The sequence below is a fragment of the Maribacter vaceletii genome (assembly GCF_003634105.1).
Classification (GTDB): Bacteria; Bacteroidota; Bacteroidia; order Flavobacteriales; family Flavobacteriaceae; genus Maribacter_B; species Maribacter_B vaceletii.
On sequence record NZ_RBIQ01000007.1, the window covers coordinates 1,020,071 to 1,043,442 of the forward strand.

Annotated in this window: 16 protein-coding genes; 4 read left to right on the top strand and 12 right to left on the bottom strand. The window is 30.1% G+C overall.

The window, feature by feature from the left end; genetic code table 11:
* Positions 1 to 16: 16 nt before the first annotated feature.
* The 12 genes from CLV91_RS04205 to CLV91_RS04260 form a co-directional block, all read right to left on the bottom strand.
* The gene (locus tag CLV91_RS04205) at positions 17 to 1,441 is read right to left on the bottom strand and encodes a lipopolysaccharide biosynthesis protein (RefSeq protein WP_121064289.1); all 1,425 of its coding nucleotides are present in this window, start codon (positions 1,439 to 1,441) and stop codon (positions 17 to 19) included.
* Between the two features lie 22 nt (positions 1,442 to 1,463).
* Positions 1,464 to 2,486 (bottom strand): hypothetical protein, encoded by a 1,023-nt coding sequence (locus CLV91_RS04210; RefSeq protein WP_121064291.1) that lies wholly within the window; start codon positions 2,484 to 2,486, stop codon positions 1,464 to 1,466.
* 11 nt (positions 2,487 to 2,497) lie between these two features.
* Positions 2,498 to 3,649, bottom strand: a complete 1,152-nt coding sequence (locus CLV91_RS04215) for an acylneuraminate cytidylyltransferase (protein WP_121064293.1) — start codon at positions 3,647 to 3,649, stop codon at positions 2,498 to 2,500.
* A 1-nt stretch (position 3,650) separates the two neighbouring features.
* Positions 3,651 to 4,520: an N-acetylneuraminate synthase family protein gene (locus tag CLV91_RS04220; protein WP_121064295.1), complete on the bottom strand. Its 870-nt coding sequence runs from the start codon at positions 4,518 to 4,520 to the stop codon at positions 3,651 to 3,653.
* A 91-nt stretch (positions 4,521 to 4,611) separates the two neighbouring features.
* Complete coding sequence (rfbD, locus tag CLV91_RS04225; protein ID WP_121064297.1) at positions 4,612 to 5,391, bottom strand: dTDP-4-dehydrorhamnose reductase; 780 nt, start codon at positions 5,389 to 5,391, stop codon at positions 4,612 to 4,614.
* A complete protein-coding gene (gene rfbC / locus CLV91_RS04230) occupies positions 5,388 to 5,930 on the bottom strand; it encodes a dTDP-4-dehydrorhamnose 3,5-epimerase (protein ID WP_121064299.1) in 543 nt (180 codons plus the stop codon). Before rfbC ends, rfbD begins: the two co-directional genes overlap by 4 nt.
* Positions 5,931 to 5,935: 5 nt before the next feature.
* Complete coding sequence (gene rfbA, locus CLV91_RS04235) at positions 5,936 to 6,793, bottom strand: glucose-1-phosphate thymidylyltransferase RfbA (protein ID WP_121064301.1); 858 nt, start codon at positions 6,791 to 6,793, stop codon at positions 5,936 to 5,938.
* Between the two features lie 9 nt (positions 6,794 to 6,802).
* A complete protein-coding gene (rfbB, locus tag CLV91_RS04240) occupies positions 6,803 to 7,864 on the bottom strand; it encodes a dTDP-glucose 4,6-dehydratase (RefSeq protein WP_121064303.1) in 1,062 nt (353 codons plus the stop codon).
* Positions 7,865 to 8,869: a hypothetical protein gene (locus CLV91_RS04245; RefSeq protein WP_121064305.1), complete on the bottom strand. Its 1,005-nt coding sequence runs from the start codon at positions 8,867 to 8,869 to the stop codon at positions 7,865 to 7,867.
* Position 8,870: 1 nt separating this feature from the next.
* Positions 8,871 to 10,562: a DUF6909 family protein gene (locus CLV91_RS04250; protein ID WP_121064307.1), complete on the bottom strand. Its 1,692-nt coding sequence runs from the start codon at positions 10,560 to 10,562 to the stop codon at positions 8,871 to 8,873.
* Between the two features lie 32 nt (positions 10,563 to 10,594).
* Positions 10,595 to 12,100 carry a GH3 auxin-responsive promoter family protein gene (locus CLV91_RS04255; RefSeq protein WP_121064309.1) on the bottom strand — a complete coding sequence of 502 codons (1,506 nt, stop codon included), beginning with the start codon at positions 12,098 to 12,100 and terminating at the stop codon, positions 10,595 to 10,597.
* A gap of 5 nt (positions 12,101 to 12,105) precedes the next feature.
* Positions 12,106 to 12,975: a M23 family metallopeptidase gene (locus CLV91_RS04260; protein ID WP_121064311.1), complete on the bottom strand. Its 870-nt coding sequence runs from the start codon at positions 12,973 to 12,975 to the stop codon at positions 12,106 to 12,108.
* A 175-nt stretch (positions 12,976 to 13,150) separates the two neighbouring features.
* Between CLV91_RS04260 and tatA the strand changes: the two genes are divergently transcribed.
* The 4 genes from tatA (at position 13,151) to CLV91_RS04280 (ending at position 23,223) form a co-directional block, all read left to right on the top strand.
* A complete protein-coding gene (gene tatA, locus CLV91_RS04265) occupies positions 13,151 to 13,336 on the top strand; it encodes a twin-arginine translocase TatA/TatE family subunit (RefSeq protein WP_121064313.1) in 186 nt (61 codons plus the stop codon).
* A gap of 291 nt (positions 13,337 to 13,627) precedes the next feature.
* Positions 13,628 to 19,837, top strand: a complete 6,210-nt coding sequence (locus CLV91_RS04270; protein ID WP_121064315.1) for a T9SS type B sorting domain-containing protein — start codon at positions 13,628 to 13,630, stop codon at positions 19,835 to 19,837.
* 3 nt (positions 19,838 to 19,840) lie between these two features.
* The gene (locus CLV91_RS04275; protein WP_170146695.1) at positions 19,841 to 20,773 is read left to right on the top strand and encodes a PorP/SprF family type IX secretion system membrane protein; all 933 of its coding nucleotides are present in this window, start codon (positions 19,841 to 19,843) and stop codon (positions 20,771 to 20,773) included.
* 11 nt (positions 20,774 to 20,784) lie between these two features.
* Positions 20,785 to 23,223, top strand: coding sequence for an OmpA family protein (locus tag CLV91_RS04280; RefSeq protein WP_245987136.1), 2,439 nt, complete (start codon positions 20,785 to 20,787; stop codon positions 23,221 to 23,223).
* The last annotated feature ends 149 nt before the right edge of the window (positions 23,224 to 23,372 follow it).

Here is a 23,372-nt window from a genome sequence, read left to right on the forward strand (position 1 = left end):
CTCGCATTTATCATCTTTAATACTTCCTAAAAGTAGTTGAAAGTTCTATGAATTTTTTTTTATTCATAATAAATACTATTACAATTAACAAGAGATAAATAGCTAATTTTATTAAAAATTGGTTCCATTCAAAGTTAACAAAAATTAATAACGATAAGATGAAAAAACTAAATGCATAAATCATCATAAGTTTAACATAAAAATTAATCTTCATAAACTTTTTATAAACTAAACTTACTAAAACAGCAAGTATCATTTTAGATATTAGTGTGGATACTGCTGTACCCATAATACCGTACTTTATAGTAAAAAAATAATTTAAAGTTATATTTATTATCGCTGTAGAAATTGTGAGCAATGGAATAATTCTATTTCCATTCGCTTTTAAATTATAAAACAATGGAGCAACTAAAAAATAATAAATACCATTAAAAACAGCAGAAAAGGCAAAAAAAGGAACTACTTGCCAAGCGTCATGGTATGCTTTAGGAGTTAATATAGATATTACATCTTTTCCAAAAAAAGAAAGCCCCAAAGCAATAATACAATAACCTAATACAATTAATTTAGCTTTTTCTGGTATCTGATTTTGTTCTTGTTTCTTTACTTTTTCATTAAACCAAGGAACAAAAGCCTGATTAATACCTGTAGCTATAAACAAAACAATACTACCAAAAACATTCCCTAGACTATATATACCAACTAATGAGGTGCTTAAAAAGGTATTTACAAAAATTCTATCGATAAAATTTGTAGCTACTGCAGATAATGAATGTGGTACTAAAGGCAATGAATATCTTAAACATGTTTTAAGTATCTGCCAATCTATACCAAAAACAATTTCTTTGCCAAATTTACCTAATGTATAAAATCCAAAAAGAACATTGGTAATAGCCAAAGAACCAAGTACTCCTTTCGCTCCTAAATTAAACCCTAAAACTGTTATTAACACAAATACTACGTTAACAATAAAAAAAGCAAAGTTATTTTTTCCAAAACGTTTGCCTTCTTGTTTTGCTTGCATAGCACTTTGAAAAATAGCAAATACTGGGTTAAATAAAACGGAAATCATCCCTAAAAACATGTAAGGAAAAAAATCAATTGAATCTAAAAAAGGGTCAATTAGCCATTTATGAGCAACAAAAAGAATTAAACTTAAAAAAGCACTAAAAATTAAGACAAAGGTTATTATAGTTCCAAATAACTTTTTAGTTTTTAATTTGTCTCCTTTATACTCATAATAAAACCTATTTAAACTTGCATTTAAGCATAATAAATAAAATATATTAAGAAAAGAATTAATTCCTACTACAACTGCTACAATTCCATAATCATTTGTGGTCAAATAAACTGTTAATACAGGAAGTAATAATAGGTTTATTCCTTTTTGAAAAAAATTTAGGAATATGTATATAGTAGAATTTTGTACTATTTTACTCATTAAAAATTTATAAAAGCATTTATTAAAGATTTATTTTATTTATTCTCTCATTAGAAACATATTCTTGGTAAAGCCCTGTAATTAAATCATACTGAAGCATTAATTCTGAACTATCTATTTCAAAAGAAGTAAAGTTTTTGTCTACTAATTTAGAAATACTAACAAATGCTGTAGAATAAAAAAAAGCAAACTCTAATGGTAAAAATTTCATTTCTACCAATGCTATTTCAATTGGTAAATTAAAATTTGTTATTTCCCACCCGAATTGTTTAATAACTTCTAATTGTTCTTTGTCCTCATATCTATGAGGAAAGTAAACAATTTGTTTATTTAAATAATGCTTAGTAATCTTCTCTATATTTTTATTAAAATAATCTCTTGATATTATCTTACCATTAAACGGAGACCCGATAAAAAAAACTTTTTCAGTATTAGTTACTTTTGTAGACAATAATTTTCTTAACCTATTAAAATTATTAAACTCAAAATTTAAGTAAGAGTATTTATCCGTAATTAAATCTTTATACATTGTATAAAAATTTAATTTTCCTTGCTTATAATTTAAATTAATATTGCATCCTGTTAATTTTGCAATAAATACTTGCTTTGGAGAAAAAAAAGAAAAAATTTTCTCTTTTCTTAATCTTTTTTGTTCCATGTATGCAGAGTTTCCATCATCTAAAATTACAATTTTTTTAGATGTTACTCCATTAACTAAAACTGTTTGATACATTGATAAAATGTGTCCCATTAATACCAAATCAAACATATTTTCATTATAATTTAATTTAATTTTTAAGGTTCTTATTTTTATATAGTAAAGGGTTCTAGTATAAAAGTTTTTTAAAGCATTATTCTTAGATGCTTCAATTACATTTCCCTTTATCTTTAAAGTCTTAAAGACTTTTCTCATTTGTAAAATATTACTTTCACTTTTACAGTTTATAAAGTAAAATTTACATTGAGTCTTTTGGTTTAAACTACTTATATATTCGTTAGCATTAATTAGTTGTAATGGAGATTCTACAATAATAAGTATTTTCATAACCTTACACTCTATTCTTTCAAAAGAAGCTCTGTAAACTCTCTAAACACACCTTCTCCTCCTTTTTTACCTAAAATATTTATATTATATATTTCTTTTATTGTTCTTGTAGCATTTTTAGGGCAAGCAGAAATACCAACATTAGTTAACAGTTCTTTACAATTTATATCGTCTCCAATATATGCAACCTCATCTAAAGTAATATTTAATTTTTCACAAATACTTTGAGCTGCATTTAGTTTTCCTCCATTAATTTTTCCTTGAAACAAAAAATCTACTTTAAGCTTTTCTGCTCTGTTTTTAACAATATTTGTATTTTCAGAAGTAATTATTCCTGTTTTAAAACCCGCTTCTCTTAACAGTTGAAACCCCATACCATCGTGGGTATTAAACTTTTTTATTTCATCACCACTTTCAGAATAATACATCCCTGCATCGGTTAAAACTCCATCAACATCCGTAAGTACTAATTTAATAGATGATTTATTTTTAATTAAAATATATTTTTTCATTATATATTCCGCAAAAACCCAATCGTCTGGTTCATCTATTTCTGTAATAGAATATTCTGGCATTTCATAGGTTAAAATCTTACCGCTTAATCTATTTTCATTCTCCAAAATGCTTTTAACAGTTGAAATATAAAAAGCTCCATTTTCTACTAATATACCGTCAAAATCTTGTCTCCTTGGTCTATTATTATAATCATAATTAATTGGAGTTCCGTTTTTACCCCAAAAAAACCTTTTTATTCTACAAACGCTTAAAGCGGAATCATAAACACCCTGATCCATTTGCTCAATTGCACTAGAAAGGTCTTGTTCTAATAAAAAAGGTGAAGTTGCCTGAATTAATATAAATTTACTCTCTAAATCTAAATTAACATTTTTCAAATATTCAATCATTACACTTTCAGTAGATGAAGTGTCTGTAGCATTTTGAGGTTGTCTATTATATAGTTCAACTTTTTTTAAACTAAAACCAGCAACTTGTTCTTTTATTTTATTATCATCTGTAGCAACAATTACCTTGTTTATATACTTAGACTCTGAAGCAGCTTTAATTACCCAATAAACTAAAGGTTTACCACAGAAATTCTTTATGTTTTTATTCTTTATAGATTTACTACCTCCTCTAACAGGAATAAAGGCTATTGTTTCCAAATTATGCTTTTTGAAATTTTAACTTTTTTCTTTGAACCTCTTCAATTGGAAGAATTTCCTCAGCCTTATAAGACAAAGAATCATAAGTTGCTTTAATATCTCTACAAAGTTTTCGTAAACCTGCAGGTTCTAATGAAGCGGCATGGTCTGTTCCTTTCCAAGTTCTATCTTTTGTGAAGTGTCTTTCCACCCAAGTAGCTCCCAGTGCTACTGCTGCATTGTCTATTGCAATACCTAGATGATGACCAGAAAAACCAATATCTTTAACTTTATCTCCATATTTTTCTTTTAACCTAGAAATTTCTAATAAACAAACATCTTTAAATGGAACAGGGTACCCTGAAGTACATGAATAAATTACCAACCTTTTGGCTTGTTTTTTTTCTAAAAAAAAATTTACAATCTTTTCTTCTTCATCTTGAGTTGTCATACCAAAAGATAAATGTACATCTCCAGAATACTCATCTCTAAGGACCTTTAGCATTTCAAAATGATTATTACAGGCTGAAGGAACTTTTAATAAAGAAGGCTTAAAAGAAATCATTTCTCTCGCAGAAGTTACATCCCATACTGAGGTAGAATATTCAATTCCTATTTGGTTACAATAATCTCTTAACTCTTCATGCTGTTCAACAGAAAACTCTAAAAATTCTCTATGTTCTCCATATGTATCTCCGTATGAATTTGAAGGATTAGGGTGTTCTGCTAAATATTGTTCTTTAGTTAATAATTCTTTGTTATTTCTTTTTTGAAATTTAGCTACATCTGCATTACACTCTTTCGCTAACTTAATTAGCTCTTTAGCAATATCCATTTCTCCCTTGTGGTTACATCCTATTTCTGCAATTACTTTTGGTTCCTTAAATTTCATGTTATAATTTTCGTTTGTTAATTAAAATTTTTATTTAGCAGTTTAACAAAGCTACTATATTTTTGTAATACAATAATTAAATAAATTTTAATTATTGTATTACACTATTTTTTGGTCTTTTTAAGTTTAAAGAAATATCTTTAGATTTAATAATCTTAATAGATTTTTCCATATTATTTTCTTCTAAAATTAGCTTTGCAAATTCATACCAAGTCATTGGAAGCTTATCTGTAAAATGGAATGTTCCATATATACTATTTTTATTTAAAACAATTTTTTCAATTATAAATAAGCTCAAATTTAAAGTATTTGTTGGGCACCCTATTTGTTCATTGGTTACCTTCAGAATTTCTCCTTTTTGTGCCTTCTCCAAAATAGTCTTATAAAAGTTCTTGCCAAATTTTTTACTATACAACCAAGAAGTTCTAATTATAAAATACTCTTTTAATATTTTTTGAATGTATTTTTCTCCCTCCCATTTAGATTTCCCATATGCATTAATTGGGTTAGGAACATCATTAACTGTATATGGTTCTTCTTTTTCCCCATCAAAAACATAATCTGTAGAAAGATGCACTAAAATAGTATGATTTTTTTGACAACTTTCAGCCAAATTTTTAACTCCTTCAGTGTTTACTTTATAAGCAATTTCAGGAGTTTTTTCTGCTTGTTTTACATTTGTATATGCTGCACAATTTATACAATAATCGTATGTGTTTGTATGGAACAAAATCTTCAAATCAATAAGATTAGTTATATCTAACTCTTTAGAACTTTTAAAATCAAAATTAATATTTGGGTAATTTCTTGAAATTTCTTGAATTGATTTCCCCAATTGCCCATTTGCTCCAGTAACTAAAATCCGTTTCATAACTTTATTTCTGAAAATGATGGTAACTCTCTATCCTTTAATGAAATTATCATTTTAGATTCTGGATACCCCCAATTAATGCCTAATTTTTCATCATTATAAATAATCCCTTGTTCGGAATTCCTATTATAAAAATTATCGCATTGATATGTAAAAATAGTTTCTTCTAAAGCTAAAAAACCATGTGCCATACCCTTTGGTATAAAAAGTTGTTTTTTATTTATTTCAGACAATTGTATTTTAAAATGTTCTCCATAAGTGTTACTATCTTTTCTAATATCTACGACAACGTCTAAAATATTCCCTTTTACAACGGAAACCAGTTTTGCCTGAGCATAATTACCTCGCTGAAAATGGAGTCCTCTTAATGTTCCCTCTTGAGATAAAGATTGATTAGCTTGGACAAAATTTACTTCATACCCAACTATAGTATCTAAACGTTCTTTTTGGTATGTTTCAAAAAACACACCTCTATCATCTTCATAGATTGTTGGATCTATAATAAAACAACCTTTTAAATTAGTCTCTGTTACCTTCAATACAATTATTTTAAATCCAATAAGTATTTTCCATAACCACTTTTAAATAATGGCTTAGCAAGTTCTTGAAGTTGTTTTTTATTGATGTATCCCATATTATAAGCAACCTCTTCAATAGCACCTATTTTTAACCCCTGTCTTTCTTCAATCACTTCAACAAACTGTGATGCTTTCATTAAAGAATTAAAAGTTCCTGTATCTAACCAAGCGGTACCACTATCTAATATACTTACATTTAATTTTCCTTTTTCAAGATATACACGATTAATATCTGTAATCTCTAATTCTCCTCTATTACTTGGCTTAATATTCTTTGCTATAGTAACAACATCGTTATCATAAAAATAAATCCCAGGAACAGCAAAATTAGATTTTGGTTTCATTGGCTTTTCCTCAATAGAAATAGCCTTGCCTTCAGAGTTAAATGTAACCACACCATATCTTTCTGGATCTTGTACGTGATAAGCATATATTAAACCTCCATCCGGATTATTGTTATTTTGAAGCAAATCTGCTAGGCCTGATCCATAAAAGATATTATCTCCTAAAATTAAAGCTACTTTATCTTCTCCAATAAATTTTTCTCCAAGTATAAAAGCTTCTGCAAGTCCGTTAGGCTTCTCCTGCGAAATATATTCAAAGGAGCAACCTAGTTGAGAACCATCTCCTAATAAATTTTGAAAAAGAGGACGGTCTTTTGGTGTTGTTATAAATAGTATTTCTCTTATTCCTGCAGACATAAGTGTTGCTAGAGGATAATAAATCATTGGTTTATTATAAATAGGCATTAATTGCTTACTTATAGATAACGTTAATGGGTATAACCTTGTTCCTGACCCACCTGCTAAAATAATCCCCTTCATTTTATAACTTTATAGGTATTGTTTTTGATAATATTCTCTATAGGAACCCGACGTTACATTCTGTAACCATTCTTTATTTTCTAAAAACCAATCTATTGTTTTTTCTAATCCTTCTTCAAAAGTAACAGATGGTTTCCATCCTAATTCTTTATAAATTTTATTAGCATCTATAGCATACCTTAAATCGTGTCCTGGTCTATCCTTAACATATGTAATCAATTTTTTACTATTTCCTTTTTCTCTATTAAGTTTTTGATCTATCAAGTCACAAAGTAACTTTACTAAATCTATGTTTTTCCATTCATTAAACCCACCAATGTTATACGTTTCGTGAATCTTTCCTTTATGAAAAACTAAATCAATAGCCAATGCATGATCTATAACGTATAACCAATCTCTTGTGTAATTACCATCTCCATATACTGGTAAAGGTTTATTTTGAATGATATTATTTATAAAAAGTGGGATTAATTTTTCTGGAAACTGATTTGGACCATAGTTATTTGAACAATTAGAAATTACATAGGGCAAATCATACGTTTTTCCATAGGCCCTTACAAAATGATCTGAACTAGCTTTTGAAGCTGAATATGGAGAACTAGGGTCATAATTAGTTTCTTCTGTAAAAAAATCATTGTTGTTAACCAGACTACCAAATACTTCATCTGTACTTATGTGATAGAATCGTTTGTTAATATAATTCCTTTTCCATATTTTCTTTGCAGCTTGTAATAAGTTTAATGTACCAATAACATTTGTTTTTACAAATGCTAGTGGTTCATTTATAGAGCGATCCACATGAGATTCTGCTGCTAGATGTATTATACTGTCAAACTTATGCGTATCAAAAAGATTAAAAATAAAATTCTCATTAACTATATCTCCTTTTATAAAAGTGTAATTAGGAAGGCTTTCTATATCTTTTAAATTCTCTAAATTCCCTGCATATGTTAAGGCATCTATATTATAAATCTTGTAGTTTGGATATTTAAGCACAAACCTTTTAACAACATGAGAGCCTATAAAACCTGCTCCTCCTGTAATTAATATTTTTTGGTTTGGTTTATCCATTTATAATAACTCCTTTGTTTTTTTATTTAAATATTTAATGAACGACCAAACAAAAAATAGAAAAATTAAAATAGAAGGTATTAAAACAAGCCCTTTAGTAAAAAATGCTTGTTTAATTTGTTGTGGCCCTCCAAAGTTTAATATTTTTATAGTTTCTTGTTGTTCTTTAATTTCCAACTTATTAGTACCTGTAGTTTCTATTAATTTATTCTTTAGATTTAATAGCTGAGGAATATCTAGCCCTTCTTCTCCGCCTAACAATACCATTCCGTCTCCAGATGTACCGTTTTTACTTCCAAGGGCTTTTGTATAGTTTGTTACTAATAAATCAATTTGTTTAACAAGTGCTTCATTTTCTCTTATTTGAGACTCTGCATTGTCTAAATATATTTCTTTTAGTTCTTGAAAGTACTTATTTTTATTAATATAGCTTATAATTTTCTCCGCAGCATCTTGCCCCATTTTAGCATCTTTGTATAAAAAAGAAATTTTATGGTTTACATAACTACTTGCCAAAACTTCATTCTTTACAACTTGTTTTATGGAGTTATCATCTTTAAGATTTCCTAGATATTCTAAATACTTTAAGGATTCTTCTAAATTTACTACCTTATTATTAGATTCCTGAACAGGTTCAATTTCTATTTTAAATCCTTTTATAGCTTCTAAATCTATACCTATACTACTATAAAATTCATTATCCTTTCCTTTAATTTTAGACTGTAATTCATTAACTATTCCATACAAATAATCCTTACTTTCAAAATTAGGTTTTACAATAACCTCTGTCTTTTTTGTGATGGTAGATATTTGTTTTAAACCATATCCTAAACCAACTCCTACCACTCCTAAAAGCACTAAAATTAGTAGGTTTTTTTTAAAGTATAGAAATACGCGAAGAATCCCAATAAAAACCTTATGAAATCCTTTTTTAATTAACTCAAACAACTGCCCTAAATCTATTTCATCAGAAGAAGTATTGTTTGTTGGTGATTTTTCTTCCATTTTATTTGGTATTAAATATCTGTTTCAAAATTTTATCTGTAATTAAATAGGTTGGTTTTACGCCTGTAGTCCCTAAACCACCAGAAGCTAATGTGCTTCCTGTTTCTAATGGATTATCAGAAGCATAATAGGCATACCTTACTTTTACATCTTCTTTTATACTCTTACGTATTTTAGATGCAGATTGTATTGCTTTTTGGTAGTGTACACCTTCCATTTCTAGGCCTATAACATTCCAGGTAGATTCATAAAAAAACTTAAGAATATCTTTATTTTGCAATGATGTTCCTAAAACCGATACCATTGTACCTTCAAAAACTTGTAAACCATGTCCTTTAAAATCTTCGGCACACAATTCGTTTTTAAAAGGATAATTATCTGCGGTGCCTTCAAAGATATGAGAAGAAGGAATCATTAAATCTCCTTTACCGCCATCTAATATACCTGCTTTCCCCATAACAGAGATTGAATCAATATTTAAAAATTGAGGTTTCTCACCTTCTTTTTTATATGGTTTTAAAAACTCATCTATAGTTTCATATGCTTGTTCTCCAAATGCATAGTCCATCACAAAAATTACTGGTAGCTCTTCTTCTTTTAATGTATCTGAAAAAGAGTAACAACAACTATCTTTTCCTAATTTAGCCATGTCAAAAATCTGAATATCTATATTAGTCCCAGATTTATCATCTATACTAATCATACCATTTTTTAGAGCAACACTTTTAACCTTGTCCCTTAATTTTCCATTTTCTGAAGCGCTTAAAGCTTCATAAATTTCTAAATCGTTTTTGGTGTCTTTAAATTCATTTTTAAGTGCTTTTCTTGCAAATAAAGAATTCATTACACTATGCATGTTTGCACTAATAATATGGATGGGTCTGTTTAGTAAGTTATTAGCTACTAAAGTTTCTTTTATTGTGTTTGCCCAAAGCTCCCCATGTATATGATGACCTAAGGTTTCTCTAAGTATAGAGCTAAAGGTAATTGCTCGCTTGTTTCCTGAAACCTCTTCCTCTATTGCTAGTTTACCTAACCAGTATATTATTCTTAAGAATCTTTCTGGATCTGTTTTGGTAGCAAACTTTTCATAAACACTAATAATTTCTTCAAAAGAACGCCCTAAAATATTTGCGGTGTGTATTAATGCTACTTCTCTTTCGGACTGAGATAATTTCTTTTTACTAACAGAAGCTTCTAGCTTTCCCCAATCTCTTATAGTCTTATTCGTGTCTTCTATTAAAACCCTTTTACAAATTTTTTCAGATTCAATAATTAAAAAAGTTATATGCGTTAGAATATCATAAATATCAGAGCGCCCTCTGGTTATTTCAATATTCATTTGCTCATCATCAATTCTATAGCAATTTCTTCTTCTTTTAGGAGGAACTATAGCTTTAAAATGAGATTTACTATAGCCTTCGTCTGCGGTTAAGTTTATAAATCTGCATTGCTCTATACCTTCTGGTAGGCGTTCTAAAACATAAATAAGACCGTTTAATTCTGATTTTTCTTCTGCAATAGAACCATAAATTTCTGGGCGTAATAATAGTAAAGCATCTTTAAGTGTTTGTCCAGATATTCCAGTTGGCTTATAAAAGCCGCGATTAAATAAATGGCGCATTGTAATATACAAGCGTTCTATAGCATTGGTAGATTCTTGTGCTCTAGTTGTAATTATTGCTTTTCCCATATATCTATTTCATGTAAAATTACAATTTATATTTAACTAATTGTAGTACTATACTTATGTAATCCATTCGCTAACTTACGGTCATTAGATAGTCTTTGTACTTTATTTTGACCTCCTAGTTTACCTATAGATTTCATGTAAGATGTATATCCTCCTGGTTTTATTTGTGTAATTTTTAAGGTTTGAAGCACATTCCCAACTATTAAATCGTAATAATAACTATTCTGATTTTGTAAAGATGTATCCAAAGTTTCAATAAACTTTTCCATATTATCTGGTAAAGTTTCAAACTCTATTAACCACTCGTGAAATGGAAGTTCATTTTCTTGTGGTGTTATTTGTGGTGCAACCGTAAATTCATTTACACTAGCATTAGTTGCGCCAATAGCTTCTTGCATAGCCTGCTCAACTTCTTTAGCTATTACATGCTCTCCAAATGCCGATATAAAATGTTTTATACGCCCAGAAACTATTACTCTATAGGGTTTTAAAGAAATAAACTGAACGGTATCTCCAAGGTTATATGCCCATAAACCTGCGTTTGTAGAGATAATCATAACATAATTTACATCTATTTCTACATCTTTTATTGTTAGTCGTTTTGGGTTTTCTTCAAAAAAATCATCGGACTTTATAAACTCATAAAATATTCCAGAGTTTAGTAACAAAAGCATGCCTTTTTCTTTTTGAGAATCTTGGTAGGCAAAAAAACCTTCGCTAGCAGGAAACAGTTCTATACTATCTACTTTTCTTCCAATTAAATTCTCGAACTTGGCTCTGTATGGTTCGTAATTTACACCTCCGTAAATAAATAAATTAAAGTTTTTAAATAAGTCTCCAACTTTTACTTTAGATTTTTCATTTAGCTTTTCAAAATACATTTGTACCCAAGAAGGTATTCCTGCTATAACAGTCATGTCTTCATTTATGGTTTCTTCTACAATAGCATTTACTTTAGTTTCCCAATCTTCTATACAGTTGGTTTCCCAACTGGGAAGCCTATTTTTTTGTAAATAATTTGGAACATAATGTGCAGATATTCCTGATAAACGACCTAAATTAATTCCATTTTTTAGTTCTAATTCTGGGCTACCTTGCAAAAAAATCATTTTACCATCTACAAAAGAGGAATTACCTGTTTCGTTAATATAAGTTAGTATTGCATTACGAGAAGCATTTACTTGTTCTTTTATAGATTCTTCTGTTATAGGAATATATTTTGCTCCAGAAGTTGTGCCAGATGTTTTGGCAAAATATATAGGCTTTCCTGGCCATAAAATATTTTCTTTACCCTTTACAACCTCCTCTACATAAGGCTTTAACTCCTCATAATCTCTAACGGGTACTGCTTTAGAAAAATCTTCAAAAGAACCTATTTTATTAAAATTATGATCTTTTCCAAACGAAGTGTTTTTTGCTGTATTTATTAGGTTTTGAAATACTTTTTCCTGCGCTTTAACCGGGTTATTTACCCACTTTAAAGTCTTATTTACAATATTTTTTGCAAATATTTTTGCGGCTACGGATTTTAATGACATACGTTTTATTTAAAATCTATAAAATCTGTTGGGTTTACTGGCGCACCATTATTCCATATTTCAAAATGTAAATGCGGACCTGTTGTTAATTCTCCCGTATTACCTACGGATGCAATTACTTCACCAGCCCTAACAACTTCTCCTTGTTTTTTGTTTAAAGAACCATTGTGCTTATATATACTTAATAAACCATCTTTATGTTCTATAATAATTACATAACCTGTATCTGCTGTCCACTCTGCAAAAATAACCATGCCGTTTGCAATAGCTTTTACTGGAGAATCTTTGGGTGCAACCACATCTACTGCATAGTGTTTTGCATTTGCATCATATTCTTGAGAAATTATTCCAGATATTGGAGGAAAAAGAATAAAATCGGTGTTTGTTGTATTTTGTTCAAATAAATTATACTTATCCTCTAAAGCTACTTCTGCTCTTAACAAAGAATCTTGTTTAATTGGTGTTAAATCTACTGTTGATGGATCTAATTTAAATTTTCCAAAAAGAGAATCTCTACTCACTTCATTATTCTCAATATCTCCTCTTAATACTTTACGAATATTATCTAAATACCTATTGGTATAATTTAATCTTCTCACTAAAGAGTCCGTTTTATAAGTAAGTACCGTAGCTTGTCTTTTAAGTTTTGTAGAAGAATACCCTGGAATATATTCTCTTAAAGGGGTAAAAGCTATTAACAAAGTAGTAAAGCCAATTAGTGCTATAATACAAAGAGTTCCGGTTACAAAAACATTTAGTCTACTAAGCTTAAAAGATATTTTCTCTTCAAAAGTACTTTCGTTTAATATTACTAAACGATACTTATGAAGCAGTTTTCTTTTTATTTCTTTCCTTTTCTTTGTTTTCTTAGCCATTAATCACAAATATAATGCTAGTATTAAACTTTAACTAACACAACAATAAATTATCTTATTAAGCATTATAAATATATATAATTGTTGTTTTATTTTATTAAATATTCACTTTTTAAAATTTAATACGATTCTATAAACTTTTTAGTATCTTTGTTTTCTATAAAAATCATACAAGATGATAGCTTTACAAACATTTTTAGCCATTGGTGCACCACAAATAATATTAGTAGTAGTAGTAGTTCTTTTATTATTTGGAGGTAAAAAAATACCTGAATTAATGAGAGGCTTAGGTAGCGGCATTAAAGAATTTAAAGATGCCTCTAAAGACGAAGACAAATTAGAAGAAAATAAAGAAGATTAATTTTTATAATACACCATAAAAAAACCCAGCAAATGCTGGGTTTTTTTATGGTGTATCCCCAAAATACATTCCTGTTTTTTTAGGAAATATAATGTTATAATTACCTTTTACTATTCAAACTCCTCTAACTTTTTAAAAATTAGCTTTGTAGGAAATTAACAAAAATTTAGACTTTACCTCTATTTATAGGTCTTTCACAACAAAAAATATTCCTCCTCCATCCATATATATAGATTTGTGATAAACCATAAGCAACCAAAAAAATATATCGCTTGTGTTTATCAGAAAGCTATGCATATTAAAAGTTTCCTCGATTTAAATAAACCCATATCTAGTAAGACTAATTTATTACTATTATTTGTTTTTATTCTGTTTTCCGTAAACACAGGATTCTCTCAAATAAATAATGGAAATTTTAGAGTAGACCTAAGCTCTACAACTATGGGGCCTTGTGGTGGCAGTAATAACGGAACAAGTACTGTTGGTATTACAGCCAAAATGGCCAATTTAAATACTTTTAAAATAAATTTTGATTTACCAGATGGTGTAACTTACCAAACAGGAACAGCACTTATAGTAAACCAAACGGGTTCTTCTAACTTTACATTATCAGAATTTGATATAACAGATTTAAATAATCCAATTTTTCAAATAGAAAGACCAAGTAATGCAAATTGGCAAGTTTCCGATTTTGTGGAATTTACTTTTAATAAAACAGCTGCTTGCGAAGCAGTACAATATTCTTATAATGGCGGACTTTTTAAAGATGCGCATACTATAACTTATCTACAAGGAACATCTGCTAGGTCTCATAACGACACAGATGTAACTGTAAACGCATATAGCTTTTTAAGTGCCTACCTTGCTGTAGAAGATATAACTACGGAAAACGCACTTGTAGGGCAAACCACAAATAGGCCAATTACTATTACAAACTCTGGAAATGGTAGCATACAATCTTTTGTCCATGATGTAGAGGTTTCTCCTGGTTTACAAAGTAATTACCAGTTATCTTTTAATGGCACTATACTTACGCCATCTATAAGTGGAAATATGTATACTTACCAAATAGACCTCAATTCTGCTCCCTTTTCAGGACAAGTTGGGGATGGTGATGCCCTTTTTGAAAACGAAAATATTGTTCTTAATGAAAGACTAGTTCTTACAAATTGTGCGAATAATCAAGTTACAAGACATAGTCCTAAATGGGGTTGTACATCTGGTACTTACTGCCAAATAGGAGCTCCTATTCCTGGGTTTATTGGTGTTGATCAAGAATGGTCAGACATAAATTTAATTACAGTAAATGAGCCACGCCCACGTTGGGATGCGCCAGTAACCTATACCTATAGACTAGAAAATGATGCTAGTGCAGATAATGCATATGATGTAAACTTTAATATTGGCTTTACTTGGGATAGTAGATACTCTTCCATTGGTTTTAATCCTATGTATGGTGATGATAATGGCACAAATCGCCAATTATCAAATTTTAGATTTTCTGGAGGAGCCAATTTTTCTCCACAAAGATGGCCTAGCACAACAACAAGTGGTACTGGACTAGGTTCCTACTTATTCGGAGCAGATTTTTTTACTAGTGATCCAGATGGCGCAGGCGGATTAGAAGATTTAGATGGGGATGGTTTTTTTGATGATATGTTACCTGGTGCATCTACTGAAATAAATGTAGACCTTACTATGTTGCAATTAAACCCTGCATGTGATGCTTATAATGCAGATTACTCAGAAAGCTTAAGTTTAAATATAGATACTTGGACTGTAAATAAATGTAATAACAGCAATAAAACATTAAGAGAAGAATTAGAAAGACATTATGTAAGAAGAGATGCCTTATTTAATTGGGAATTCCCAGAAGATTATGATTTAGATGCAGAAGATGGTTCTGTTTTTAATTTAAATTTTGTTGGTAGTTTTGTTGCTTCTAACCAATCTCCTACTTGTAATGGTATAGAAATGTTTTCTAACGATCCTTCAACTATATACAGGGCTGTATTAGATATACCAAATGGTATAACACTAGATTCTAGTGCAGATTCCAGGTATACTCAGGTGGGTAATCAAATTATATTTACAGAAACACAATTAGAGGACTTTGAATATAACTCCTATGCATTACGTATTCCTATAAATTTTGCTTTAAATATAGATTGTAGCACCTATGCCGGTCCAGAAGAATTAGCCTTAAATTATACTACATCATACGAAAGTTCTTGCTATAATAAGGATTTACATTGTGGCTCTTTTAGAGTAACTACACACTGCCCAAATAGTTGTACAGGACCAACAACTACAGATTTTGAAGCAAACAGAACTACTTCTGGTTGGACAGATGAAACTATGAGTACAAAAGTAGTTTTAGACCCTAATGTACATGCTACTAAATATTATATGGCAAAAGATAAAATGACCGTTACTGCTAATGCTATAATGCAAAGTAGTACACAGGACAACTTATATTTTGAAATGCGTTATGTAACCGACAATGGTCAAAACATGGCAGATATTATTGGATTTACAGATGGTACAATAACCATTAACGACGTTTCTTCAGGAACGCCACAAACTTTTCCTATTACTAACACACCAGTAATAACTACACAAGGAACAAATGATAATTTCTTTACTTTAGATTTAACGTCTTATCAATCTTTAATATCTGGAACATACCAATATGGAGAAGGGTTAGAGGCTGATGAAATTTCTTTAGAACTAAACTTTGAATTTAAAGAAGGTTTTCCTGAAGAAGCAAGATTGTATGAGTTTCACTCTTTTCAAGGTCGTTATTATAGCTTAGATAGTTTTAGTAATGAGGTTGGTTGTGGTACCTATAATGATAGAGCTTTCTTTTTTGAAAATAACATTCAACTTAATGCAGATTTAAGTGACTCTGTCAATGGTTGTGATGAAAAATGGTTATACGTAGGCCTATCACAAGCGTCTGGTGTTGCAGATAAATTTCCAGACGAATTTAGACCTCCTTTATTATGGGATAATACCACTATACAAATTCCTGATGGAATGCAATTTAACAATCTTGTTAGTAGTTGGGGATACCCCAATGTTATGCCAGAAAATCAAGATCCCGCATCTTGGAATAATGGATTAAATTACTCGGTTTCAGGAAATATTGTAACTATAACCCCTGGTCCAAGATTTACACATTTAGACCAAGGAGGAAATTATTACCCTAGCGTATCTATAAGCTTAACAGCAACTAGTGCTACACCAGCTTTAAGTTCTCATAATATTTCGGTAACATATGATGAATATGCTTATGCAGATAACCCTGTACAAAAAACCGAAAGTGATGTTAAAGATTTTAATTATACAATACCTAACTATTGGATTTCTTCAGATAATGTAGTAGAAATTGGAAATTCAGAAATTGAAGGTTTTACGATAGATATTTGTAAACAAGATGCAGGCGAAATAAATAACAATTGGCTACGTATAGATACAGGAACAGATTATACTGTTACAAATGCTTTTTTAGTTAATGGTGCAACAGAAACTCCTTTAACTTTTACAGAAGAAAATGATGTTACTTATATACAGTTTGGAAATATGCAAGCTGGTAATTGGATTTGTAGAAAAATTAGATTTGAAGGAACATACACTTCTAGTACACCAATAGATTTAGAAATATCACATAATTACGACTGTGTAGCTTACCCCGCAAACTTTAGTGGTATTCCATTCTTCCATGAAGAAACTTTTACACTAGAACCAGCACCAGCTGCTATACAATTACAAATATTAAATGAGCCAACAACAACAGTAGATACCTGTACAGACTATGATATTGTGTTAGAAGTAAGAAATGCTGGGGAAGCAGATTTAATTTCTCCAATCATGAATTTTGATGTTCCCGGAGATATATCAGCTATATTAATTAATGATATTACTATAGAATATCCTAGAGGTTCTGGTAATATAGAAAGTATAACCCCAACAATTACAGGAAATAATGTATCTGTAAATCTATTAGATCACAGCTTAATTGCAGCAAATAACGGACTCGTAGGTTCTCTAAATTCTGTAAATATAAATGAGCAAATTGCAATAATTAGTTTAGACTTAAGTCCACAATGTAATTATGTTTCTAACACTGGAACAGCATATACCGTAACAGGAAATAATCCTTATGGTACACCTGCAACAGGAAGCGGAAGTAGAACAGCTGCAAACCCAATAATTATTACTGGTGCAGAACCTCCTTATAGTACAGATAATTCTTTATCTATAACAAACGCTGCTCGTTTAGAAGGTTGTACACCAGAAACAGTAAATATTACCACTTCAATTATAGATGGCACTACTGGCACTACTGATTTTGTTAGAGTAATTCTTCCAGATGGCGTACAGTATGTACCTTCATCTTTTGTAGCAACAAGTGCTTTACAAGTAACTTATATTACTACAAATACGGTTGGTAATCATCAAGAAGTAGAACTACAACTTCCGCAAGGAGCAACAGCTTCAGATAATTTGTCATATAATTTTGATATTACAAACCAGACTACTAGTTGTACCACATCAGCAAATATAGATTTAACAACCTATGTTACTACGGACGCTTTAAGTTGTGGAGGAGTAGCCTGTGGTACCACAGAAATCTTTACAGGAGATAGTACAATTCCACTAGAAACATTTAAATCGGAAATTGCTTTATCTGCAATTACGCCACAAGGAACTTACACAAGTAGTGGATCAGATTATACTTATTCTATAGATTTTAGTATCGATAATATTGGAGCATATACAGTTGCCTCTGGAGCAAATTATTCTGTTTTTTGTACAGATGCTTCTAATAATAAATCTGGTGCAGCAATATATACAGGGAGTTTAGATTCTGAAATTCTTAGTGGAAATACTATCAATGAAACCGATTCTTTCACAACTACTTCTTTTTGTGGAGCAGGAACTAATTTATTAATAGAATTAGAACCAGCTGTTGGAAATTGTTTTTGTAATGCAGTTTCGTTTTTAATTTCAACTTCTAATGATTCGGCAGATTTATCTCTTAACAAATCTGTTTCTGAAACTAATCCGAATATTGGAGATTCTATAACTTTTACCATAGACCTTACTAATAACGGCCCCAATAATGCTACTAATGTTAGTATTGCAGATATGGTTCCGGTTGGGTATACTGTAAATGCTATTTCAATTTCTAATAGTGGTTCAATTACTGGAAATACTATTACTTGGAATTTAGCAACTGTAACTAACGGTACAACTGCTTTAACTTATGAGGTTTCTGTAAATGCACCTACGGGAGCAGGAGACGAATATAAAAATATTGCACAAGTAACTGCAAGTGATCAACTAGATCCAAATTCTACACCTAATAATGATGATGGTGACCAATCGGAAGATGATGAAGATAGTGTGGATAATGTTAGTATTGCAACGGTAGATTTAAGTTTGGATAAACAATTAGCTTCTGGCTCTAGTATAAACCCAAACATAGGAGAACAAGTAATTTTTGAAATTACTGCAACAAATTCTGGAACAGATACGGCAACAGGAATAGTTATAGAAGATTACATACCAATTGGTTTAACCGTGGACCCTGCTTCAATTTCTAATGGAGGTACTTATGCTGGCAATACAATTACTTGGGTAATAAGCACTTTAAGCCCTGGAAACATTGTTTTAAATTATACTGTAACAGTAAATGCACCTACTGGAGCTGTAGATGAATATAAAAATGTAGTACAGGTTACAAGAACTAATGAATTAGATGTAGATTCTACTCCAGATAATTATGATGCCAACAGTCCTAATGAAGATGATGAAAGTGAATATACGTTAACAAATGCAATTACAGATATTGCAATAAACAAAACTGCATCTGTAACAACTGCAGCAATTGGTGACCAAATAATATTTACCATAAGCGCTACAAACTTAGGAAATATACAGGCTACAAATATTGAAGTAGAAGAAATTATACCAAATGGTTTTGAATTTGTTTCTCAAAACACTTCGCATGGAACTTATGATTATACTATTGGTAGTTGGGCTATCCCTTCTTTAAATAGTAATGAAACTGCAGAATTAAATATCACTGTAGAAGTAGTAGAAGGGTCAAATTATACGAATGTAGCAAGAATGTCTTTTGTAGATCAAATGGATTTAAATACAGATAATGATGAATCTGAAGTTACCATTACTATTGAAGAAGAATGTTTAGTTATTTATAATGAATTTTCTCCAAACAATGATGGTAGTAACGAGTTCTTTTTTATTGAATGTATAGAAAATTATCCAAATAATTTTCTACAAATATTTAATCGTTGGGGAACTTTAGTTTATGAAACAAAAGGATACAACAATAATTGGGATGGTACCTCTGAGGGTAGAGCTACTGCAAACGCAGAACAAAAACTACCAATTGGTACATATTACTATATCCTTCTTTTAAATGAAAACCAAAAAGAACCAAAAACAGGATGGTTATACATTACACGTTAAAAAATGAATACTAAAAAAAGATATATAATAAAATTAGGTTCTATTGCACTCTTATTTTTTGGTGTCTCAAATATTTTTGGGCAACAAGAACCGCAATACACCCAATATAACTATAATACCATGACGGTAAATCCTGGTTATACTGGTTCTAGAGGGCATTTTGCTGCAATTTCATTATTTAGAACACAATGGGTTGGCCTAGAAGGCTCTCCAAAAACTATTTCTTTAGGAATAGACTCTCCTTTTGAAAAATTTGATGGTGTTGGTTTATCTATAGTACAAGATCAAATTGGCCCCTCTAGTGAAACTTTTATAGATGTAAATTATGCACATAATATTATTTTAAATAGAAGAGGTCACAAATTAGCACTTGGTGTAAAAGCAGGAGGTCGTTTTTTAAGTGTAGACTGGTCTAAAGGAACATATAGAGACCCAGATGTTCTTTTCAATGAAAATATTAATAGTGAATTTTTACCAACAGTTGGCGCAGGTCTTTTCTACTATACAGACAATGCTTATTTAGGTATATCTACACCCAATATATTATACAATAAACGCTATGACGTTTTAGAAGAATCTGTTGGTAAAGACCGTATGCACTTATATTTTATAGGTGGTTATGTATTTAATTTAAACCCCTTATTAAAATTTAAACCATCCACTTTTGTTAAATATGTAGAGGGGGCACCCCTTATTGCAGACGTTTCTCTAAATTTCTTGTTATACGAAAGACTAAATTTAGGCGTTAACTATAGATGGGATGATTCTGTCGGAGCTCTTTTTGGCTTCCAAATTAACCCACAATTTAACATAGGTTATGCTTATGATTACAATACAAATGAACTAAATACATATAACTCGGGAACACACGAGATTTTTATACGATACCAACTAATATCTAAATTAACCAAAATTAAATCCCCAAGGTTTTTCTAATTACCCAAATCATGAAAAAACTACTTACAGCTTTAATACTCTTTTTATCTTTAAGCATAGGTGCACAAGAGAAAGAAAATTCTGCCATGTTACAACCTGGCACAAATCTTAGTTCTATACTAGAGGAAAATGACGTTTCCTTTGCCCAAGCAGCAGAAACAAATACTATTGCTCATAGAACTTTTACAAACCTTACTGATATTTATAATGGTTACTATATAATTGCTGGTGTTTTTAGTAAAAGTCAAGAAAAAGCTGCAAAAAAATACAAGAAAAAAGGGTATAACTCTGGTTACATTGCAAATCCAGAAAATGGATTAAACTACTTATATATTGATTATCAGAGTGATTGGAAAGAATCTATATCTAAAGTAACTTCAAAGTTTAATGGAAAATATAAAGATGAAGTTTGGATAATGGAAGTTGAGAATAGCAAACCAGCTATGGAAAATCCAACTAAAGAAGATTTTATTACAAATAATTCTTCAGAAGAAAGTATTGCCGAAAATTTAACCTCTAAAAGCATAGACGGTACACCTAATAAAAGTAAACTTATTCAAAGAGCAGATTACTATTTTAATAAAATGTGGTACGCAGAAGCAGCAGATTTATATGAAATGGCTCTTAAAAAGAACGAAAAAAATTACTCCTACGATGTTTTACAAAAAGCAGGAGATTCACATTACTTTAATACCGATATGGAAAAAGCATACCATTGGTATAACATACTTTATGAAAAGTATGAAAAAGAAATGTCTGCCGATAATATTTTTAAATATGCACACTCTCTTAAAGGAACAGGAAAATATGCTAGATCTAAACGTTTAATGCGTTTATATAATAGAAAACTAAAGAAAGAAGACCTTGCTGCAATAAATAACCCATCGGAAGCTACACCTAATGAAATTGTTTTAGATAATATTTTAGGTACAAGTAAAAAGTTTGAAGTAAAAAACCTTTCTGTAAATTCTGAATATTCAGAATTTTCTCCAATGTTTCATGATGATAATAGAGTTGTTTATGCTTCTGCAAAAGACTCCTCTTTTTTTAATACCAGACGGTATAAATGGAACAATCAACCATATTTAGATTTGTATGTTGCCAAAATAAATGAAGAATCTCAAGAACTTAAAGATGCTATTAAATTCTCTAAAAAGGTAAATACAAAATATCATGAAGCAGCTGTAACTTTTGCTCCCGATAATAGAACCATGTATTTTACACGAAATAATTATGGTAAAAAATTAAAGAGAGATAAAAAAGGAGTAAATCACCTTAAAATTTATCAGTCTAAAAAAATAGATGGAGAATGGACAGAGGCTACAGAATTACCTTTTAATAGTGATAATTACTCCACAGGACACCCAGCTTTAAGTCCAGATGGTAAAGAATTATATTTTGTTTCTGACATGCCAGGAAGTATCGGAGAAACGGATATTTTTATGGTAGATGTTCGTGAAGATGGTAGTTTTTCTGAACCTAGAAATTTAGGCCCAGAAATTAATACAGAAAGAAGAGAAATGTTTCCTTTTATTAATGATAAAAAACTATATTTTTCTTCGGACGGGCATACAGGTCTTGGTGGTTTAGATGTTTATGAAGTGTCTTTTGAAGAAGAGGAAGGCTTTTTAGATGTAGTTAACTTAGGACAACCAATTAATAGTAACAAAGACGATTTCTCTTATATTATAGATGAAGAGACTCAAAAAGGCTATTTTGCTTCTAACAGAGAAGGTGGTAGAGGTGATGATGATATTTATGCCTTTAAAAACTTAGTTTTAGAAGAAATTCCTGCTAATACAAATGCTATCGATGGTGTTGTAACAGAGCTAATTACAGGCGATGTTATGCCAAAGGCGTTAGTAGAATTATTAGATGAAAACAATATTAAATTAAAAGAAGTACTAACGGGTGATGATGGTAGCTTTATTTTCGAAGACTTAGAGGCTACAACCAAATATGTAATTAAAACCACTAAGGGAACTTATTTTGACGATTTACAAGAGGTTACAACAAAAGAGAATGACACAATTAGTGTAGATGTTTCTTTACGTAAGCTAAAAGAAATGATTGCTGTAGAAGATGGAATTAAGAAGTTGAAAACAGAAATGATTCACTTTGACTTTGACAAATCTTACATACGAGAAGATGCTGCTGTAGAACTAGACAAACTTGTCGAAGTAATGACAGAATACCCTAATATGGTTATTAAAATTGAATCTCATACAGATTCTAGAGGTAAAAGGGCTTATAACAAATACCTATCGGACAAAAGGGCTAAATCTTCTAGAGACTATATAATCTCTAAAGGTATTGCTGCTGAACGTATAGAAAGTGCTATAGGTTATGGTGAAGAAAGGTTAATTAATGAATGTGATGGTACAGTTAGGTGTACAGAGCAAAAACATTATCTAAACCGTAGGTCCGAATTTATAATTGTAAAAATGTAACTAATTTTTAACATAATAAAAGCCCATAGATATACTATATCTATGGGCTTTTATTTTATAAATATTCTAATGTTATATCTATAAATTACTACAAACTAATTTTCACAACAAAAGTGAGTATTTTCACAACAAACACAAGGCTAATACAT

Excerpts from the sequence above, each read along its gene's own strand:
- CLV91_RS04205 (WP_121064289.1), bottom strand. The coding sequence starts at position 1,441 with ATGAGTAAAATAGTACAAAATTCTACTATATACATATTCCTAAATTTT.
- CLV91_RS04210 (WP_121064291.1), bottom strand. The coding sequence starts at position 2,486 with ATGAAAATACTTATTATTGTAGAATCTCCATTACAACTAATTAATGCT.
- CLV91_RS04220 (WP_121064295.1), bottom strand. The coding sequence starts at position 4,520 with ATGAAATTTAAGGAACCAAAAGTAATTGCAGAAATAGGATGTAACCAC.
- rfbD (WP_121064297.1), bottom strand. The coding sequence starts at position 5,391 with ATGAAACGGATTTTAGTTACTGGAGCAAATGGGCAATTGGGGAAATCA.
- rfbA (WP_121064301.1), bottom strand. The coding sequence starts at position 6,793 with ATGAAGGGGATTATTTTAGCAGGTGGGTCAGGAACAAGGTTATACCCA.
- rfbB (WP_121064303.1), bottom strand. The coding sequence starts at position 7,864 with ATGGATAAACCAAACCAAAAAATATTAATTACAGGAGGAGCAGGTTTT.
- CLV91_RS04245 (WP_121064305.1), bottom strand. The coding sequence starts at position 8,869 with ATGGAAGAAAAATCACCAACAAACAATACTTCTTCTGATGAAATAGAT.
- CLV91_RS04250 (WP_121064307.1), bottom strand. The coding sequence starts at position 10,562 with ATGGGAAAAGCAATAATTACAACTAGAGCACAAGAATCTACCAATGCT.
- CLV91_RS04255 (WP_121064309.1), bottom strand. The coding sequence starts at position 12,100 with ATGTCATTAAAATCCGTAGCCGCAAAAATATTTGCAAAAAATATTGTA.
- CLV91_RS04260 (WP_121064311.1), bottom strand. The coding sequence starts at position 12,975 with ATGGCTAAGAAAACAAAGAAAAGGAAAGAAATAAAAAGAAAACTGCTT.
- tatA (WP_121064313.1), top strand. The coding sequence starts at position 13,151 with ATGATAGCTTTACAAACATTTTTAGCCATTGGTGCACCACAAATAATA.
- CLV91_RS04270 (WP_121064315.1), top strand. The coding sequence starts at position 13,628 with ATGCATATTAAAAGTTTCCTCGATTTAAATAAACCCATATCTAGTAAG.
- CLV91_RS04275 (WP_170146695.1), top strand. The coding sequence starts at position 19,841 with ATGAATACTAAAAAAAGATATATAATAAAATTAGGTTCTATTGCACTC.
- CLV91_RS04280 (WP_245987136.1), top strand. The coding sequence starts at position 20,785 with ATGAAAAAACTACTTACAGCTTTAATACTCTTTTTATCTTTAAGCATA.